Raw genomic sequence first — 20,096 nt, forward strand, 5'->3', positions numbered from 1 at the left:
GGCAATCACCATATTTTCTTCAAAGGGTTGTATAAATTTTTTTGCAATAGGTGGCCATTCATTTAAATATAGGCCAAGGCCATGTCCAATAAATGGAACCTTATTCCCTGAAATCCCCATAAAACCATCCTCAAATCCATATTTTTTTGCAAGCTGGGTGGCAAATAAATATAAATTTTCAGGACACTGTCCTGGGACAAGCATTTTGGCACATTCAGTCTGAACCATAAGACAAAATTCCTGGGCCCTTTTTATCTCTCTTGGCATATCTTTTTCTTTTCCTGCAAAAAAAACCTGGGATTTATCTGTATGATAGCCCTCTAAAGAAAACACAGTATCCACCATAAGTATTTCTTTTTCCTTCCACACCTTACCACTGTAGCCAAAATGGGGAACTGCTGCGTGGATCCCCCTGCCTCCAACAGGTCCATTAAAACAGGTTGGGTAAATACCTGAATCTCCAGCACTAATATGTCCAATAAAGAGCTCTTCATATGCCCCTTGCATACGAATAATGCCACTATGACCAAGAGACATGTACGTGTCCAAGACAACTTCGCCGATTTCCCTCTCACTCATATTTGGCTTTATCTTTTTGGGAACTATCTCGCATATACCCTGATAATGTCTCTTTCCTGCAAGTTTTATTTTCTCCAACTCCCAACTGGTCTTTTTGGCGCACGCTGCATTTATTACAGAATCACCACTTAAGAGTTTTTTACCCTGAAACTTCTTCTCCATTAATTTTCCTGTTGACCACAAAACCCCATCCATTTCTATTGAAAACACATCAGGGAGCGGATTTTTATCATCCTCTAATATTTTAAACACATCTGAAAAGGAGCGATATGAAAATATATTTTTTACCAATGATTCTATTCTTGCACGTTCAATCCCTTTTCTTATAAAGAGATAAGGTTCTCCTTCTTTAGGGAGCCAGAACATTCCAGTTGCAAAGTGTCCACTTGCCCAATATATGCGGACCCTGGATAATAGGAGTATGCCTTGAGACTCAGGCTGATTTTTATCTAAAAGCTCCCTTAATCTGTTCCATCTAATTTCAAGTTCTTCTCTGGGTATTATTTCCAAGGCTTCAAACATCATCCCTCCTACTTACATTTTTACTTTATTTTCAATATTGCCCAAATAAAGAAAATAAAATAGATTATAGATTCAGTTGGCTACTTAGTTTAGACAAATTTGTGCTTATTAGCAATGTATAAAATATTTGAAATATTTTTGGGAGTTGTCAATGGAAAATAAGGTTTTTAAATGTCAGATGTGTGGGGAATGCTGCAAAGGAGAAGGCGGAATAATTGTGACTTTAAGGGAGATAGAAAGGATGGCTAAATACCTTTCCTTAACACCATCTGATTTTATGGAGAAATTTATATGTAAAACCCCAGATGGGAAATTATCACTGGCTGTAAAAAAAGATGGAAGGTGTGTTTTTTTTGACACTGAAAAAAAAGGGTGTATAGTTCACCCTGTAAAACCTGATATATGTCTGGCATGGCCTTTTTTTAAAGGAAATCTAGAGGATGAATACAGTTTTTTGATGGCAAAGGAGTATTGTCCTGGCATTTTAAGGGGTACAAAATTTGATGAATTCAAAAAATATGGTTACTTTTTTTTAAAAAAACATAATCTTCTAAAAGACGAGGAAAATGGACCTAATGCCCTGAAGATCAGTGTGAGTGGTCAGTGTGAGTAGTCAACAGATCACACACACTGATAACAGATCACTTTTAATTTGAATTTACACAAATAATGTAACAGGCTCAATAATTTATTATGGATAAAAATAGGGCACTTAGCATACTAAAAATTAATCAAGATGCATCATTAGATGAGATAAAAAAGGCCTATAGAAGGCTTGCTTTTTTGTATCACCCAGACCTAAATCCACGTCTAAAAGATGCTACTAAAAAATTTCAAGAATTAAATGAAGCTTATGTATTTCTGATCTCTGAATATAAAAAGAAGCCTTCCCATGAGAGAAAATCTAAACCATATACAACTTACGAAAATATCCAGAAAAATGCATATTACACAACACCAAAAAAAGAATTTTTTTCAAAAAAATATAGATCTCAGAAGCACTCCACCAAAAGACATACAAATAAGAAGACTACAACATATACATCTTCCCTCTCCGAAGAGGAAATATTAAAAAATATATTAAACGATCCCTTTGCAAGACAGGTATTTGAAGATATTTTCAGGGAAGTAAAAAAGAGGTCCATTTACCGAAACAATCTACAACAAGAGAAGATTACAAGACCATCCCCAATTGAACAAGTAAAAAAAATCACTTACATCTTTAGTATTTCTAATATTAAAAATTGGCTTAAGTCCCAGCTAGACCACGAACATATAATTTATCTGGAGAAAAAACAGGTTATTCCAGGTGCAAAACTCAAGTTTCAAATAACCCAATTTAAAAAAAGACCAACGCAGATAATAACTAAAATACCAGAAAATTATGTAGTTGGAAAGGCAATTCGTTTAAAAGGGCTGGGGAAAAGGCTTGGACCATTTAAGGGAGATTTGTATATTCGAATTTTTTATAAATAATTAAAAGGACAACATCATGAAAAAGATTATTTTTTTGTTATTTTTTATAATGCCAATATTTATTTCTCAAATAGTGTATTCCTACACCAATAAGACTATTATTGTTGTTGGAGATGAATCTTATGCGCCCTTTGAATTTAAAGATGCAAAAGGTAATGCTCGTGGCATCTTTGTAGATATATGGAGATTATGGGAAAAAAAGACAAATGTAAAAGTTATATATAAATTAATGAAATGGAAGGATGCTTTAAAAGGAGTAAAAACAGGCAAATATGACGTTGTGGGTGGTATATTTTACAGTAAAGAACGAGATAATTTCTTTGATTTTACAAATCCATATATCCAGATTGATACCAGGATATTTTTTCATAAAAATATATTTGGTTTACAAGCATTAGATGATTTATCAGCTTTTTTAGTAGGAGTGGTAAAGGATGATTATGCAGAATCTTTTATTAAATCAAATTATCCAGATATAAAGTTAATATCATTTTCTACTACTGATGAGATGGTCAAATCAGCAATAAATGGAAAAATTAAGGTCTTTATATGCGATAGACCAATAGGACTATTCTATCTGTCAAAATATAATGGAGGAGAGAATTTTAAATATTCAGAAAGACCAATTTATGTATCAAAAGTATGTGCTGCAGTAAAGGATGGGAACAATAAACTTTTAAGATTAATAAATGATGGATTCAAAAAAATATCAAAAAACGAAATCAATTCTATTATAAAAAAATGGACAGGGGAGAAAATAAATTTTTTAAATAAAAAATATCTATATATAACAGTTGCCATATTTCTTATAATTATAATGATTAGTCTTACCTGGAGCTTTTTTCTTAAAAGAACTGTAGATAAAAAAACAAGGGAAATAGTAGAGAAAAATATTGAATTACAAAAATTATACGATAGGTTGAACACTATAGTTGAAGTAACAAAAATGGGTTTTGTGGAAAGAGACTTAGATGGATATATCATTGATGCAAATCAGGAATACCTAAATCTAATTGGCAGGTCAAAGGATGAGGTAATTGGAAAAAGAATCGATGAATGGACCCATACTGAAGACAGATATCTCCAAGATATGGCCAGGAAGACTACAATGCAAGAGGGCAGTTTAAAAGGTTTTGAAGTCAGATATGTAAGGCCTGATGGAACTGTAGTGTATATACTTGCCAATTCAGCCAGACTTAAGAGTGATCCTAACAGGGTGGTATTTTTGTGTCAGGACATAACTAGGTTAAAGAAACAGGAGGAAATGATCTCTGCCCTGGCAAATGAGTTAGAAACTACCTTAAACTCAATTGGAGATGGAGTAATATCAACTGACAACTCTGGAAAAATAAAATTTTTTAATCCAGTTGCTGAAGGGATAACTGGGTGGAAAAAAGAAGAGGCTCTAGGAAAGAATCTAGATGTAGTATTTAATATTATATCTGAAAAAACAGGAAAGGAAATTGATAATCCTTTTGTATTAATAAAGAAGACAGGAAAGGTAGTTGAAATTGGCAACCATACCCTTCTTATTAGAAAGGATGGAAAAAAAATACCTATATTGGATAGCGGAGCTCCAATAATGAATAAGGATGGGGAGCTAATAGGAGTGGTAATAGTATTTAGAGATGGAACAAAGCAAAGGCAAAGGATAACAGAACTTATAAGATTAGAAAGATTAAATACCATGTCCCAGATATCCGCTGGTATAGCCCATGATTTTAACAACCTACTTGCAACCATTATTACAAATTTAACATTGCTTAAAAAGCGTTTAAATGTGGGAAGTTCTGAAGCAGAAATTTTAGACAGAATGGAAAAAACAGTTGTTGATGCAAGGAACTTAACTAAGCAATTGATCTTACTTAGTACAGAATTTAAGCCTGATAAAAAGAATATTGATTACAGAGAAAAAATTAAATCACTGCCACGTCTAATTCTGGCTGGAACGAGTATAACAACAGAATTTCACATTGATGAAGACCTTAACTACATAATTGGTGATGAGACCCAAATAGATCAAGTAATACAAAATCTCATTATAAACGCAAAAGATGCAATGGAAAGTGGCGGCAAAATAACAATAAGAGCTGAGAATGTAACTTTAAAAAAAGATGAAATAAAGGAACTTACCCCAGGTGAGTATGTACGCATATCCATAAAAGATGAGGGACCTGGGATAGATGAAAAAATGATTCCTAAAATATTTGAGCCATACTATTCCACCAAAAAAGGTGGAACAGGCCTCGGATTATATGTAGTTAAAAATATTATAAAAAATCACGATGGACATATAGAGGTCATAAGTAAAAAAGGAAAAGGAACTGAATTTATTCTTTATTTCCCTGCGATAAAAGAAGAGACTATTGATGTCACCACCAAAGATAGTAAAGAAGAGAATTTAAGTGGTATAAAAATTTTATTTATGGACGATGAAGAGATGTATAGAGAGGTAATAAAAGAGCTTGTCCCTATTTTAGGGGGAGAGGTTACAGTTGTTGCCAATTGCAATGAGGCAATTTCAATCTACAGGGAGTCCTTAACCAAAGGGGAGGAATTTGATGTCATAGTCCTTGACCTTACCATTGTTGGTGGAAAAGGAGGAATAGAAGCTGGCAAAAAGATTTTACAAATAAATCCAAACGCTAAAATTATCATCTCATCTGGACATACTGCCCATCCAATATTTAAGGATTATAAAAATTATGGATTTGTAGGAGCCATTAAAAAGCCCTATACTATCAATGAATTTGCTGCCTATGTAAAAAATGTGTTGACATCTCTAACTAATTAAGAAAAAAAATCAATTTCTATGACAAAAGAAACCATTGCCCATATAACACTTATATTTGTCACTCTTATTTGGGGAATTACTTTTACAATTGTTAAAGATGCTATATCTTTTATTGATGTGTATGTTTTTCTATTTCAGAGATTTTTACTCGCCTTTCTTCTTTTTATACCATTTGTTATTTTCTATAAAAAAGAATTCCACAAAATAACCATTACACATGGACTTATTCTTGGAACTCTTTTATTTTTAGCCTATGCATTTCAAACCATAGGGCTTAAATACACATTTGCTTCAAATGCCGCTTTTGTGACAGGACTAAATGTTGTAATAGTCCCAATTATAAACAGTCTTTTATTTAAAGAATATATACCATTAAATGCCAAAATTGGCTCAGTAATATCTTCAATTGGGCTTGCTCTACTTTGTATAAACAATAATTTTAATATAAACAAAGGAGATATAATTGTATTTTTTTGTGCAATATGTGTTGCACTTCATATTATTTACACAGATAAATATACCAAACACAACAATGCATTTAACCTTGCCTTTGTTCAAATGGGTACAATAGCTTTGTTAAGTGGCATTTGTGCACTTTTTTATGGCAATGGCTTTAAGCTATTTGTGATACATAAAAATACAGTTTGGGCTATAATTCTATGTTCTGTTTTTGCATCTAATTTTGCATTTTGGGCACAGACTTATTTTCAGAGATTTACTATTCCAACAAAGACTGCTATAATTTTTTGCGGAGAACCTTTATTTGGCGCAATTTTCGCCCATTTTTATGGGGGAGAAATTTTGACCTTAAGATCCCTATTGGGAGGGATATTGATTGTTTTCAGCATGATTATGTCAGAAGTAAATTTTGATAAAATTAATTCAATAAAATCCATAGGCATAATATCAAAAGCAAAAAAAGGGGCTTAGCCTATTTAATTTATATGGCCATTTATACATATATTGAAAATTTGATTTCCATCTCCACACCTATTTTACAATCTTTTCCCTTGATATATCTTTTAATTCCTCCAAAAGGGAAATTATTTGGGGGTCATCAGATAGCCACTCATCTAATAGCTCTAACATCTTCTTTGCATAGGGATTATCTGTTTCTAAATTTATCATGTAATTTACCCAAAGGCCATCCTTTTCAAAAATGACCAGATCTGCCTCTTCCAATATCTTTAAGTGCTTGCTCACAGTGGATTGGGCTACTTTTAGGGCTGCCTGGATTTCACAGACGCAAAGGGTGCGGGTTTGAAGCATCTTAAGCACCTTCACCCTGTTTGGGTCTGATAGGGCCTTCATTACTTTAATAAATTTTTTCATATCATCTCCATATAGCTATATGGACCTAATTTAAATCTTAATTTGTCGACTTCCAAACTTGGACACCTATTCAATTTCCACATAGTCCTTTAAAATCACTTTAACTCCAAAACCTGAAAAATAGATCTTATATTTGTTTGGGTTTATAATACCAATTATTTTTCCACGGCCAAAGACTTTATGGGTACACCACATGCCTTTATTATTTACATTACTTGTATTTTTTTTTGATACAAAACTTTTTTTATGAGATAACCTTGTGATAGTTCCAGTATAATTTTCATTGAACTCATCAAAGACCCTTTTGTCTAATTCTTCAATTAATGTACTTACCCTTGTTGGATATGGGTCTCCAGTTTTTGACAATAAGGTTTTAGGGCTATAGATATAGAGCCTATCCCTTGCCCTGGTAGTAGCCACATAAAATAATCTGCGTTCTTCTTCCATTCCCTCTGGTTCAAATTGAGATAGCTTTGAAGGAAACCTGTCCTCCACCATATCAATCAAAATAACCACATCCCATTCAAGACCTTTGGCAGAATGGATTGTAGAGAGGGTAACATACTGTTCCAGAGGGTCTTCCAAAGCATATGGTTCTACTGGCTCTAAGGTTATATCAGACAAAAAGGCCTCTAGGTCTGTATAAGTAGATGATAGTTGCATGAGTTCGTCTAACCCAGCCTGTCTTCTTGGATAATCATCGTGGTATTCAGCCTTAAAAAAAGGATCATAAATTTCTAGCACCTTTTCCAGTATCTCCCTGGGCTTTAAAGTTTTGACCATAGAATCATTCATCAGAGAAATTATCTTTGCTACATCTTCATTGGTTTTGCAAACACTTACCAAATAACTTTTATCAGAAAAATAGCTATCAAACAACTTCTTTACAGTCCTTGGCCCAATTTTAGGAATCAGGCAAAATACCCTTTGCCAGGACAAAAAATCTGCAGAATTGAGCATAAGCCTCAGATATGCAACTACATCCTTTATATGGGCTGCCTCTGAAAACTTCATACCTCCAAATTTTTTATATTTAATTCCATTTTTATTTAATTGAACTTCAACAGGATATGATTGATACCCAGCTCTAAATAGAACAGCTATTTCATTTAAAGGGTATTTATGGGATAGTTCAAGTATCTTATTTACAACTAAAACAGCCTGGCTTTGGTCACTAATGGTTTTAATAATCTGAGGACGAATACCCCTTTCTCTAACAGCAACAAGTTTTTTATCATATTTCTCTGTTGCATTCTTTAAAATAGCATTACTAAAATCTAAAACAGATTGTACTGATCTGTAATTTTTTTCCAGTAAAATAACCTTAGAATCTTGAAATACATTGGTAAAATCTAAGATATTTCTAACTGTAGCCCCTCTAAATGAATATATAGATTGGGCATCATCGCCAACTGCCATGATATTTCCATTCTTACCAGCTAGGTGAGATATAATCCTGCCCTGGACTAAATTTGTATCCTGATATTCATCAACCATAACAAACTGATATCTCATCCTCAAAAACTCTAAAATATCTTCTCTGGATAATAACAACTCTTCTAAATTAAATAACAGATCATCATAATCCATTAAATTATGCTCTTTCTTAAAATCATTGTACAACTTATATAATTTTTCTATATCTTCTAAATAAATCAAAAGGTGAGAAGAGGCAGATGCAATCGCCTCTTCTAAGGAAATCTCCTTATTTCGCATTTTTGATATAAGAGAAAAAATAGTGCTCTTTTTGGGAAAACTTTTGTCTTTTCTACCAATCTTATTACTGTCCTTTAGTTGTTTGATGATATCCTGGGAATCTGATTGATCTATTATGGTAAAATCAGATGAATATCCAATCTCCTTTGAAAAACGCCTGAGTATGAAATTAGCAAAGGAGTGAAATGTCCCTCCTACTACTCCTTCCATCTTTGCTCCAAGTAATTTCCCAGCCCTGAACAACATCTCCTGCGCAGCCTTTTTGGTGAATGTGAGCAGCAAAATAGAAGATGGACTTATACCCAAATCCACAAGATGTGCCAGTCTATAAACAATGGTCCTGGTCTTGCCACTTCCAGCCCCAGCTATCACCAATACAGGACCATATATTGTAGTTACTGCCTCAAGTTGAGACTCATTTAGATCTCTTTCTAAATCTATCATAAAGCCTTCCCACAATATTAAGAGTAATGCGTTTTTCTTTTGTAGTTATATAAACCTATAAGCATAAATATCTACCTGCTAACGCATATAATAGAATTTTGAAAATGCCTTAGTATCTCAAGCCCTATATCCCTTACTCTCTTAACACTACCTGATAATCTGGAGTCATAATAAAGGACATCTTCTCTGTAGTGTGAACCAAAACGCCCATAGTGACCAAAAACCGAGTCCCTATCAAACTTTGCCTTTAAATCAAAGCCTTTTTTGGCAATTGCAATTATATCTGGAGTATTTATAAATTTTGAACCAGGATAGAGCTCTTCTCCAAGGTATATTTTATCAAATACCTTCTGGCCTTTAAATTCTACTTCTTTTAATAACGAGATTAAATCATTAGTTAGTTTTCTATAGTCCTGTTTATTCACTTTACCACGCGAAAAAATACCATTTTTATGTAAATATATTCTCCCAGGATCAAGTGCAAATGCTACTGTTTTCTCAGATATAAATGAGGCATCTAATTCAGACTCAGGCTTGTGCTCTAAAAAAAGCATGCCAGCGGACTTAAGTATCACATTTATATCAACCTCACAAATCAATTCACAAAAGCCATGGTCAGAGACCACCATAAGTCTTTTTGGCCCTGGGAGGTGCGAATACCTATCCAGTAGGTCACCAAAAACCATGTCCAGCTTTTTAAAGAATTCTTTACAAATTGGGTGTATGGGATTTTTTTCATCAAAAATAGCTGGATACAAAAAGTGATTTATTCTATCAGTCTCTGTAAAAATCAAAATAAAAATATCCCATATAAGATCTGGCCAAAGGAGGTCTAAAACCCTTTGTTTGGACTCAAGACAGAGAAGAACCTCTTTTAATAGATATTCAGGGTCTTTTATGCCTTTTATTGTATCTGCCTCTAGTTTATATTCTATCTCTTCTAACATGGGCAAATAGACCTTTGGATAAACTGAATTTTCAAGGTCCTTTGCCACAAAACCTGAAATCAAAACTCCCTTAATTGGAGGTGCTGGATATGTGTTGGGTAAGTTAATTACCTTTGAAATAATATTTTTTTGTCCCAATTTATCAAAAATAGTAGGGCACTTTACCTTTGTAAAATCAGATATTGAAATTTTGTATGATTTTGGATCTATATCCACAAATCCAAATATTCCGTGTTTTTCAGGTCCATTGCCAGTATAAAAAGATGTCCAGTTTACAGGAGATAGTTCAGGAAGTTCAGAGGATATGGAAATTAGATTGTGATTTTTAACTAATTCTGACAAATTTTTTAATGAAAATTTCCTGCATACAAACTTTAGCTGGGATACAGACATCCCATCTAAACCAATTATTACAAGCCTGTGTTTATGTTCCATAAAAGATGGGATTTAACAGCAAGACAAAAAAAATACAAGGGGTAGGGATTTATAACCTAAACATAAATAAATTCAATCAGATACAACAAGTCGTCATTTTTAAAAAGCTGCTTGATGTATTTTCCCAGATTAAATAACAAATTAAAATCATTAGTTGCCGATTTATTGATTTGGAGAGAAAGCCATTTATAGGTTTCATTTAAATTTTTCTGGTTAAGCACAACATGTGATACTTTTATTTCAATAATTCCCTTGCTGTCCTGTCTTTTAAGGCCTCTAATGTCCCTCCTGCAATTCCTCCAAAAAATCCGTCTCTTAGTAATTTTTGTACTATAAATGATTTGGAAAACCCATATCCCCCATGTAGTTGAAGGGCTTGTTCGCATACCCATCTAACGGTTTCGTTTGCAAAAAATTTGGCTGAAGACACCTCCTTCACAAATGGGTGTCCATTTTCAGCTAAAAAACAGGCATGCCATACCATCAGCCTTGATGCCCTAATTCTTGCATACATCTCGGCTAATTTAAATTGCACATGTTGATATGATTTAGTAAATGGAAGTCCTTTTTTGGGCTCTTTTCTCTGAGACAAAAAGGAGATGGTCTCATCCAGGGCACGTTGGGCTATGCCATTACAAATGGAAGGATTTTCCATCCGCTCATAATTAAATAACCTCATTGCCTCGGCAAAAGCAGTTGGGCCGTCTTTTATAAGGTTTTCTTTGGGCACACGACAATTATCAAAAAACACGGAACCCCATGAACCTGCACCATCACCAAATGATGGCTCTTCTACAGTAGAGATACCTGGAAAACCTTTTTCAACCAGAAAAATCCCTATACCTTTATGACCTTTTTCCTCAGGATTTGTCCTGGCAAACACAACAAAAAGATCGGCAATAGTGGCATTTGTTATAAAAACCTTGGTGCCATTTAAGAAATAGTGGTCTCCATCAAGGCGTGCTGAGGTCTGCATATATGATGACCAGCTGCCTGGTACATCACTCTCAGTCATGGCAAATGCCAGGATCTTTTCACCAGTTGCCACCTTTGGAAGATATTTCTGTTTTAATTCTTCTGGAGCCATTTCATATATAACTGCAGCAGCTGCACCAGTATGTATTAATGTAGTAAGCGCCACACTGGCATCTGCATAACCCAACTCTTCCATTAAGATTAGCTCAGAATACATATCTGCCCCTGCACCACCATACTTTTCTGGTATCCTTATTCCAAGAACATCTAGCTGGTTCAACTTTTTAAAAAGCCTTACTGTCTCATTAATATCATTTTTCTCGTCCCTTTCCAATGACCCTTCAATAAGTTCCTTTTTAGCAAAATCCCTTATACTCTGTCTTAAGAGTTGATGTTCTGTTGTTAAAAATGGTAATTTTAAGTCTTCTAAATACATATTCTAGCCTCCTTTCTTAGTATCCCAAGGCCTTTGGAAAATAAGTAATAATTTCTGGAAAGATCATGCATAGTAGTATAGTTATAACATCAATTAATAGAAATGGTATAGCAGCCAAAAAAAGCTCTTTTAAATCCATTCTATCATCCAAGGCCTTTACAATATATATATTTAAACCCATTGGTGGAGAGATATTACCTGCACACATATTTATTGTCATAAGTACACCAAACCAGAGTAAATCTATATTTAATGCCTTTAAAAGAGGCAATATAAGTGGAGTAGTCATCATAACTATTGCAGCTGGATCAATAAACATACCCATTATTAAATATCCAAACATGAGCATACCAACAACACACCAGGTTGGAAGGGATAAACTAACAATCCAAGATGTTAGTTGAGCCGCACATCCTGAATATATTACAACATATCCAAAAGATGTGGCTCCAACAATAATCCATCCTATCATTGCTGTTGTTCTAACTGTATGTAAAAGGGCATTTCTTAAAACCTTAAAAGACATCTTTCTCCTTATAATTGCGATAATAAAAACAGCCAATGCAGATACTGCACTTGCTTCTGTTGGAGTTGCAACTCCTGTATATATTGTCCCCAAAAGGAGAACAACAACTAATAATAAACTCCACACCTTATATATAGACTTAAATTTCTCTGCCCACGTATATTGAATACTGTCTCTAGGGGCTATTTCTGGATTTAAAGACACCCTGATACCAATATAAATAACCGCAAGAAGGGTCATTACTATACCAGGCATTATCCCACCAGCAAATAATGCACCTATTGATTGCTGAGATAATGTGCCATAAAGGATTAGTATCACACTTGGAGGTATTAATATGGAGAGGGCTCCTGCAAAGGCCACTATTGCGCCTGCAAGTCCCCTATCATATTTCCTATCTAGCATCTCAGGGAGGGACACAAGACCCACCGTAGCTGTCCCAGCAGTGGATGCTCCACATATTGCACCAAAAATTGCGCCAAAGACCGTACTCGCCATACCAATACCACCAGGTAACCTGTGAAAAAATCTATCTGCCACATCATAGGTCTCAGTACCCATTCTCGTTGCCATCACAAGTTCTGCCATCAGAATAAATAACGGTATGCATACGAGGGTAAAATTATTCATATGAGCATAGCCTGCTAGTGCGACCCCGTAGGCACCACTCATATCAGGCCAAAATATAAAGGAACAAATAATACTTAAAAAACCCAAAGAAAATGCAACTGGAAGTCCTAAAAGTAATAAAAGGGTCAATGATATGACCAGAATAGAGAGAACTATATACCATTCCATATTATTCCCCTTCTACTTTAACCGTTCCTAATGGTCCTTATTAATTTAAATAGAAACTCAAACCATAGAAGAATGCCACCAATTACTAAAAAAGATCGCATGGGCCAAAGTGGCCAACCCAAATATTCACTACTCCTTATATTTTCAGAAAATGCCTCATAAGTAAAAATAAACCCTTCATAAGTGAATATAGTAAGATAAAATAGAGCAAAAATAGAGGTTATTATTTCTACTATGCGTCTTTTTTTCCTGGATAGACTTTTAATTAAAATATCAACATTCACGTGCCCACCAGCAGGCAACGTCCATCCCCCACCTAGAAACACAACTACCACCATCATATACGTACTCACTTCAAATGCCCACTTTGTGGGCATATTAAATGCGTATCTCATTATAACATCATAGCTTATACATATCATCATTCCAAAAACTACCCATCCAGCAACCTCTGCACACCATCGATCAATCTTTGATATAACCTTTATGATATAAGGATCATCTTTCATATGTTGATCCATATAGACTCCCTTTTCTTTTTAAAAACAAATTCATCAATCCAGATTAAATTAATTGAATACCTAGTGTTGCAGTGACATAAAATTGTGGTGTAAATAAAAAAAGGAGGATCTTAACCCTCCTTTTTTTATTATTTTATAAACCCCTTTTCCCTTAAAATTTCAATCAATCTTTTACAACCTTTACTTTCTTTACTGTACCATTCAGATACAGGTTTTACTGCACCTTTTATCCTTTCAACTTCCTCAGGGGGAAAATGATGTTTTTCTACTTTTTTGCTTGCCACCCATTGTTGAATTTCTTTGGCATAATTTGGCCAATATTCCAAACTAGCCCACTTTCCCCATTTATATGCACAATCCTTTAAGACCTTTTGCAACTGTTTGGGTAGTCTCTTGAAATATCTCTTATTTATCCAAAGGTCATCATTCCACGTATAGAGTGGGGGAAGGGTATATGTCTTTGCTACTTCGTAAAATTTATAATCCTTTAGTCCATAAACAGGAAATACTATACCATCAACAGTGCCCCGCTGAAGTGCAGGATATATCTCACCAGTTGCAATAGTAACAGGATTTGCACCTAGAGCCAAAACTGTCCGTGTAGCTACTCCACCTGCTGCCCTAATCTTCTTATTTTTTAAATCTTCTAAGGTCTTAAATGCAATGTGGTCTCTTCCGATAACCACCTCATTTCCGCATATTATAGTGGTTAACAAAATAGCATTGGCCTTTTTTAAATAGGCATCATGTACTATCTTATAAAATTCACTACCTGGATCATTCATAAGGTGCCAGAATTTGGAACGATCAAGAGATGATACATAGGGAAGCCAATCAACATCACCTTCTGGAACCATTCCATGATAATACGCAGCACTACTGGCCAGCATATCAATAATTCCATTTTTTACAGCTGACAGGGCCTCTTTTCTGGAAACAAGCTGGCTTGCAGGAAAGACTGTAAACTTTATCTTGCCTTTACTCTCCTCCTCCACCATTTTAATAAATTTCTGATACGCCTTGTACTCTGGATGTTGAGTATGCCACGCCATTTGAAATTTTATGTTGTATACTTTGCAAAAACCGTTACCTGTAAACAATAAACTGAACCCTAAAAAGAAAGATAAAACCAACATTGGCTTTAAAGATCTAATAGTAACCATATCTCCCCTCCTTTTTTATATTTTGTTTATATAATATCTTTTTCCTTAAATCCCTTTATCTCATTATCTGTATATCCAAATTCTTTTAAGATTTCATCTGTATGTTCACCAAGTTTTGGGGGACGGGTAATATCTACTTCAAAATCAGAGAACTTTACAGGATTATTAAACATTTTTATCTTTCCAATACCTGGATATTCAATCTCTTGAATGGTCTTTCTGTGTTTTAATTGAGGATGTTCTAATACCTCTTTAATGGAATTTACTGCTCCACAAGGGACACCTGCATTATTAAAAATTTTAATCCACTCTTTTGCACTCTTTTCCTTTAATTTCTTTAATATAATTTTTTCCAATTCATTTCTATTTTTGAGTCTTTTTTCGTTTGTTTCAAATCTGGAATCAGTTGCAAGATCTTCCATTCCTATTGCTTTACAAAAGGCAACCCAGTGAGGTTCCATGGCAACACATATATTTACATATTTATTATCCCCAGCAAGATATGGTTCATAAGGAGTTGCAAGGTGATACTTAGCTCCCATACGGAGTTCACTATCATCCAATCCCTCGACTACACTCATATTGAGTAAGTTTAACATTATATTCACAGCAGAATCAAATAAAGATACTTCTACTTCCATTCCCTTACCTGTAGTTTGTCTCTTCAAAAGGCCAACTAATACAGCATAGGTACCATATAATGCAGCCACATAGTCGGTAACAGGGACATTTATCTTACAAGGTACATCTTTTGTGCCTGTGTAACTAATTATACCTGCCTCTCCTTGCATGACCTGATCAAAGGCAGCCCTATCCCTGTATGGTCCATCTTGCCCATAACCTGAGACATGACAGTAAATGATTTTTGGATTTATTTCCTTTACAGTTGGATAATCAATACCCCATTTTTCAACTACTCCTGGCCTAAAATTTTCAATAATCACGTCAGCCTTTTTAACCATGTTTAAGAATATATCTCTTCCCTGGGGATTGCTCAAATTTAAGGTGAGAGATCTCTTATTTCTATTTACAACAGCAAAATAGAAACTAAGATCCTTTCTTTTAGGTATCCAATTCCTGGCAAGGTCACCAACACCTGGTCTTTCAATATGGATTACATTGGCCCCGAGATCACCCAGTAATGTCCCTATCATAGGCCCTGCTACGGCTTGAGCAACCTCTAGGACAACTAAATCCTTTAATGGATAATCCTTATTTTTGTCTTGCATCTTATATTCCTCCAATATCACATTTGCTATATCTTCCTCGTAAATGCTTGTATTCCTGTAATATATCTACCTAAAATCAAAGTATGGATATCATTGGTCCCTTCATAGGTGTACACACTCTCAATATTTGCCATGTGCCTAATTGGAGAATAATCTAAGGATATACCATTGGCACCTAATAGTTCCCTAGCGGTTCTGGCACACATCCTAGCTACCCTTACATTGTTCTTTTTAGCAAAAGAGATCAACTCTGGAGAGCCTTTTCCCTCATCTAAAAGCCTTCCAACCCTATATGAAACCAACTGTCCCTTTGAAATTTCCATAAACATCTTGACCAATTTCTCTTGAACCAATTGATATGCAGCCAATGGTTCCCCAAATTGAGTCCTTTCCTTGGTATAGTTTAAGGCAGTCTCATAACAGTCCATAGCTGCGCCAAGTGCGCCCCAGGAAATTCCATATCTAGCTTGATTTAAACACATAAGTGGAGATTTTAAGCCACCAGAATTTGGCAACAGATTCTTTTCAGGGATCCTACAATTTACAAATCCAAGTTCACCAACTCCCCCTGCTCTCATAGATCCCTTTTGAGTTATCGCAGATTGACTAAAACCAGGGGTACCCCGCTCCACTATAAACCCTCTAATCCTTCCACTATCTATATCTTTTGCAAATACCACCGCAACATCAGCAATGTCAGCTTCTGTTATCCATGTCTTTGCTCCATTTAATACCCACTCATTCCCATCTTTTTTTGCCGTGGTCTCCATTGAACCAGGATCTGAACCGTGGTTTGGCTCTGTTAATCCAAAACAACCAATTATCTCTCCACTAGCCAGTTTTGGAAGATATTTTTTCCTCTGCTCTTCATCTCCAAACTTCCAAATTGGATACATAACAAGTCCAGAAGTAACAGCAACAAAGCTCCTTAGTGAACTGTCCACCCTTTCAACTTCCTGACAAATAAGACCAAATTCTACGTAATTACCACCAGGACAACCATACTCCTCTGGTAAAAACGCACCCAACATACCAAGCTCACCCATCTTAGGTGCTATTTTCTTAAAAGGAATTGGTTCCTCTTTATGAAATGCTTCCTTTATTAAGGGCTCGATTTCCTTTGTTAAAAATTCCCTTACTGATTTCCTTATTAACTTCTCTTCTTTTGAAAAGACATCATCCAATTTAAAAAAATCAATTCCTCTGAATGCCATAATAGATCCTCCCTTTTATTTTTTTCATTGGTCTCATATCAGGTCATAAGTTTGCTATTCTAACTATGTTTATTAAAACAAAATCTATACCAAGAATAAACCACATTTCATAATTGTATTATTTCTTTGATTTTTTGACCGAGAAATAACTTCTAGAACAGATTCTAGGTTGAATGAGTTTTGCAAAATTAAAAAATTATTTTTAAGAAGGGTTAAATATTCTTATATTTCAAAAGACTATATTTTTTGCATTTTTGCAAACAATAATCTCATTTTTGCAATTTACGGTACAAAGTGGTGGGAGATACTTAAAGTTTTTTTAATTCTCTCACATCGCCTGGGCAATGGTAGTTACATAAAAGCTCGATTAACAATGCAAGATAAAAAAAAGTATTAATACTAGTAGCTTGTAAACAGTTTTTAAAGTTACATCAATACCTAAATAGTCGATGCTTAAAAACAAAAAGGAACAAAAAAGCAAGCCGAACTCTACCTTCAAAACGTATCCAAATTTTTGGGAGCTCTATATCAATATCCTGCTACTCATTTGTAAGTGGAAATATACTAAATTTGAAATTTCACCTTTACTTTTAATAAATAAGTATTAACCTTATAGTTACTTCTACAGGTCAGACTTTTATTGTGGTCTAAATATATTACCTCAAATTTAGGTAGTTAGAAACGTTGCTATACAAAAATTTTCTAGAAGATAAGAGACCTTGAGATAAAAAAATTACAATAATAAAAAGGGGGATTTTAAATGATAATCACCAAGAAACATTTTGAACTTATTCAAAGGATTAAAAAGAAATGGGGCGAGGGAACAGTATTGGATAAAGCGCTTGATGAGCTTACAGATGAAGACTTAGAATATCTTTTTCATTTAGTGCTTGCGGGAATTGTCTCTGAAGAAGATGGAACATTTGAACTTACGCAAAGCGGACATCTTTTGTTAGAAGCAATAAATGAGTGTTTAACCAATGTAAAAGCCCAGGGAAAGGAGTATGAATGGAAAGAAAATTCAAAAATAATAGGTTCTGAAATAATTTCAATGCTTCAAATTGCAAAGTTTGCCCAGGGAAATGTGGAAGAACATGCTGAAATAAAAGAAGAACTTACTAAAAGAGGAATGGTAAAAGATGGACGAATTATGCCTGTAGCAGAGTCCATACTTGAAGCGTATGAAACTGCAAAACCGTCGTTGTTTATTTCTCCTGCACTTGCGGAAAAAATAAAGAAGATTCCTCCAGGACCTGGAAAAAAGTCCTTTTTAGAACTGGAAAAACAAGATATATTTCAACTTGAAGCAATGAGACTTCTTACTTTTTCTGTGCCTTATGGAAACAATTATTCTTTAACAGGAGCAGGACAACAGATAAGAGCTGGCCTTATAAAGGGACTCACCTTTTCTTTTCCATTAACTGATGAAATACTTTTCTCTTTACTTGGTCTCGAATCATTGAGTGAAGCTGAAAAGGAAAAGCTTTTGCAAATCGGAGTAATAGATGATCAAAATAATCTGCTTCCAGCAGGAAAACATCTTTTAATGGCAGCTAAATTTTTGTTTGAAGGACCTATATCAGTTAATCCCTCTGTGCAAATAGATGAAGATGATTTTTTATGCCTTGGCATTATAGATGAGCTTTGGACTAAAAATAAAGAGAATCCTGATATATATCCTTCTTATAAGCAGATAAAAGAAGAACTTGCAAAGAAATATGAAAGGGAAATAGATCACCTTTTAAGTCTGCATGTATTGGAAAGTTATTCTCTTGTAAAATCAGAAAGTATAGTAAATGGAAAACTCGTCTTTGAACTCACAGAATTGGGTAAAAAAATATTAGAAGACAGGAAGAGATATAATTTTTCATCTATAAGCTCTAAAGCTATTATGGCTATATCCACTACCAGAATGGAAAATCTATCTCCAGCAGATGACTGGGTGGAAATAGGAGAGAGAGAAAAACTTATTGGAAATGGGTACCCAACCTCTTCAGGTAGAATTTTTTCTTACCTTGCCAGCAATATAGACAGACTTCCTATGATAGACACAATGCAAAGAAAAGTGTTGGACACCATCTCTTTTATAAAAGGAGAATTTGAGGATTCCATTATAAGAAGACTTTCCAAAGAAGATGTAAAAGAAGTAAAAAAAGCACTTGGGAGGCTAGTGGCAAATGGTTTGGTTGATCTTCTGCCAGGTGGTCTATATAAAATAACAAGACCAGGGGAAATATTTAAAAGGGCCATGTCTGTTGTACCGCCCAACATTGTATATCATGTTACGCCCCACATATTAAGACTTCTGGCCTCTATTCAGAACAACATAAAAAATGGGCGTATAGAATGGAAAAAAGTAGAAAGGGAGTCTTTACTTGATCCTGAAGTGCTCAAAGACACAATTCAACAGTTGAGAACTTTAATGTATATTAAGGGAGAAAAATTAACAACTGCTGGAAAACTGCTTATAGAAGGGGTAGAGCAACTGAAGAGTATAAAAGTCCTCTGGGAAGAAATAGAAATTTAGCACCTCAGTATAATTCATTGAAAACAAAAAATAAGGGAGTCTTTATAAAAGACTCCCTTTATTATTAAAAACTTTATTTTTCTATCCCTCTAGGGCGAGTTTGACAAGATATGTAATATCCACCAAAAGTCAAAACAAATTTTTAACAGAACTTCCTCCTTATACAGCATTTGTCCTGCCCCCTAAAAGAACACGACAAAATATCCTAAGGAACTAAAATTAAATCCTTGATAAAATCTTTAACTTTAGGCAAAGTAATTTTACTCTCAACCATAGAGCATCCTCCTTTATGAGGATAATAGTGAATAAATCTCTGGCAAACCATGTCATAAAAAAAATCAGTAAAGTCAAAGAGCTTTATTTTCGGTTGATCTTGTTGGTTGGCCTCTAAGGTTGCGGGAAAACAAAACTCTTGCAAGAACTATCTACTTTGACTCCTGCTCCAATTATCAATGTCAATCT

General features: G+C 34.6%; 15 protein-coding genes. 5 read left to right on the forward strand and 10 right to left on the reverse strand.

Features of this window, described 5'->3' with window-relative positions:
* The coding region (locus ACY2V1_RS07525; protein WP_461834184.1) for a M24 family metallopeptidase at positions 1–1,104 on the reverse strand (1,104 nt) is incomplete at its 3' end.
* Between the two features lie 148 nt (positions 1,105–1,252).
* Here ACY2V1_RS07525 and ACY2V1_RS07530 point away from each other — a divergent pair.
* From ACY2V1_RS07530 to ACY2V1_RS07545, 4 genes are all read left to right on the forward strand, one after another.
* Positions 1,253–1,714, forward strand: coding sequence for a YkgJ family cysteine cluster protein (locus ACY2V1_RS07530; protein ID WP_461834185.1), 462 nt, complete (start codon positions 1,253–1,255; stop codon positions 1,712–1,714).
* 80 nt (positions 1,715–1,794) lie between these two features.
* Positions 1,795–2,577: a J domain-containing protein gene (locus ACY2V1_RS07535; RefSeq protein WP_461834186.1), complete on the forward strand. Its 783-nt coding sequence runs from the start codon at positions 1,795–1,797 to the stop codon at positions 2,575–2,577.
* Between the two features lie 16 nt (positions 2,578–2,593).
* Positions 2,594–5,371, forward strand: coding sequence for a PAS domain S-box protein (locus ACY2V1_RS07540; RefSeq protein ID WP_461834187.1), 2,778 nt, complete (start codon positions 2,594–2,596; stop codon positions 5,369–5,371).
* Positions 5,372–5,389: 18 nt separating this feature from the next.
* Entirely contained in the window at positions 5,390–6,301 is a 912-nt protein-coding gene (locus ACY2V1_RS07545; RefSeq protein ID WP_461834188.1) for a DMT family transporter, read from the forward strand.
* A 60-nt stretch (positions 6,302–6,361) separates the two neighbouring features.
* On the opposite strand, the gene ACY2V1_RS07550 is transcribed toward ACY2V1_RS07545, so the two are convergent.
* From ACY2V1_RS07550 to ACY2V1_RS07590, 9 genes are all read right to left on the reverse strand, one after another.
* Positions 6,362–6,703, reverse strand: coding sequence for an ArsR/SmtB family transcription factor (locus tag ACY2V1_RS07550; RefSeq protein ID WP_461834189.1), 342 nt, complete (start codon positions 6,701–6,703; stop codon positions 6,362–6,364).
* Between the two features lie 66 nt (positions 6,704–6,769).
* Complete coding sequence (locus ACY2V1_RS07555) at positions 6,770–8,863, reverse strand: ATP-dependent helicase (protein WP_461834190.1); 2,094 nt, start codon at positions 8,861–8,863, stop codon at positions 6,770–6,772.
* A gap of 71 nt (positions 8,864–8,934) precedes the next feature.
* Positions 8,935–10,245, reverse strand: coding sequence for an alkaline phosphatase family protein (locus tag ACY2V1_RS07560; protein WP_461834191.1), 1,311 nt, complete (start codon positions 10,243–10,245; stop codon positions 8,935–8,937).
* A gap of 235 nt (positions 10,246–10,480) precedes the next feature.
* Complete coding sequence (locus tag ACY2V1_RS07565) at positions 10,481–11,656, reverse strand: acyl-CoA dehydrogenase family protein (protein WP_461834192.1); 1,176 nt, start codon at positions 11,654–11,656, stop codon at positions 10,481–10,483.
* A 16-nt stretch (positions 11,657–11,672) separates the two neighbouring features.
* The gene (locus tag ACY2V1_RS07570; protein WP_461834193.1) at positions 11,673–12,980 is read right to left on the reverse strand and encodes a TRAP transporter large permease; all 1,308 of its coding nucleotides are present in this window, start codon (positions 12,978–12,980) and stop codon (positions 11,673–11,675) included.
* Positions 12,981–12,997: 17 nt separating this feature from the next.
* Positions 12,998–13,501 carry a TRAP transporter small permease subunit gene (locus ACY2V1_RS07575; protein WP_461834194.1) on the reverse strand — a complete coding sequence of 168 codons (504 nt, stop codon included), beginning with the start codon at positions 13,499–13,501 and terminating at the stop codon, positions 12,998–13,000.
* 128 nt (positions 13,502–13,629) lie between these two features.
* Entirely contained in the window at positions 13,630–14,664 is a 1,035-nt protein-coding gene (locus ACY2V1_RS07580) for a TRAP transporter substrate-binding protein (RefSeq protein WP_461834195.1), read from the reverse strand.
* Between the two features lie 26 nt (positions 14,665–14,690).
* Entirely contained in the window at positions 14,691–15,893 is a 1,203-nt protein-coding gene (locus ACY2V1_RS07585) for a CaiB/BaiF CoA transferase family protein (protein WP_461834196.1), read from the reverse strand.
* A gap of 26 nt (positions 15,894–15,919) precedes the next feature.
* A complete protein-coding gene (locus tag ACY2V1_RS07590; RefSeq protein ID WP_461834197.1) occupies positions 15,920–17,107 on the reverse strand; it encodes an acyl-CoA dehydrogenase in 1,188 nt (395 codons plus the stop codon).
* Positions 17,108–17,867: 760 nt separating this feature from the next.
* On the opposite strand from ACY2V1_RS07590, the gene ACY2V1_RS07595 reads away from it, so the two are divergent.
* Complete coding sequence (locus ACY2V1_RS07595) at positions 17,868–19,634, forward strand: DUF505 family protein (RefSeq protein WP_461834198.1); 1,767 nt, start codon at positions 17,868–17,870, stop codon at positions 19,632–19,634.
* Positions 19,635–20,096 lie beyond the last annotated feature (462 nt).

The organism is Desulfothermus sp. (assembly GCF_053993635.1).

What these genes read in the sequence shown, in the direction of transcription:
- ACY2V1_RS07530 (WP_461834185.1), top strand. Translation starts at nt 1,253, where the DNA reads ATGGAAAATAAGGTTTTTAAATGTCAGATGTGTGGGGAATGCTGCAAA.
- ACY2V1_RS07535 (WP_461834186.1), top strand. Translation starts at nt 1,795, where the DNA reads ATGGATAAAAATAGGGCACTTAGCATACTAAAAATTAATCAAGATGCA.
- ACY2V1_RS07540 (WP_461834187.1), top strand. Translation starts at nt 2,594, where the DNA reads ATGAAAAAGATTATTTTTTTGTTATTTTTTATAATGCCAATATTTATT.
- ACY2V1_RS07545 (WP_461834188.1), top strand. Translation starts at nt 5,390, where the DNA reads ATGACAAAAGAAACCATTGCCCATATAACACTTATATTTGTCACTCTT.
- ACY2V1_RS07550 (WP_461834189.1), bottom strand. Translation starts at nt 6,703, where the DNA reads ATGAAAAAATTTATTAAAGTAATGAAGGCCCTATCAGACCCAAACAGG.
- ACY2V1_RS07555 (WP_461834190.1), bottom strand. Translation starts at nt 8,863, where the DNA reads ATGATAGATTTAGAAAGAGATCTAAATGAGTCTCAACTTGAGGCAGTA.
- ACY2V1_RS07560 (WP_461834191.1), bottom strand. Translation starts at nt 10,245, where the DNA reads ATGGAACATAAACACAGGCTTGTAATAATTGGTTTAGATGGGATGTCT.
- ACY2V1_RS07565 (WP_461834192.1), bottom strand. Translation starts at nt 11,656, where the DNA reads ATGTATTTAGAAGACTTAAAATTACCATTTTTAACAACAGAACATCAA.
- ACY2V1_RS07570 (WP_461834193.1), bottom strand. Translation starts at nt 12,980, where the DNA reads ATGGAATGGTATATAGTTCTCTCTATTCTGGTCATATCATTGACCCTT.
- ACY2V1_RS07575 (WP_461834194.1), bottom strand. Translation starts at nt 13,501, where the DNA reads ATGGATCAACATATGAAAGATGATCCTTATATCATAAAGGTTATATCA.
- ACY2V1_RS07580 (WP_461834195.1), bottom strand. Translation starts at nt 14,664, where the DNA reads ATGGTTACTATTAGATCTTTAAAGCCAATGTTGGTTTTATCTTTCTTT.
- ACY2V1_RS07585 (WP_461834196.1), bottom strand. Translation starts at nt 15,893, where the DNA reads ATGCAAGACAAAAATAAGGATTATCCATTAAAGGATTTAGTTGTCCTA.
- ACY2V1_RS07590 (WP_461834197.1), bottom strand. Translation starts at nt 17,107, where the DNA reads ATGGCATTCAGAGGAATTGATTTTTTTAAATTGGATGATGTCTTTTCA.
- ACY2V1_RS07595 (WP_461834198.1), top strand. Translation starts at nt 17,868, where the DNA reads ATGATAATCACCAAGAAACATTTTGAACTTATTCAAAGGATTAAAAAG.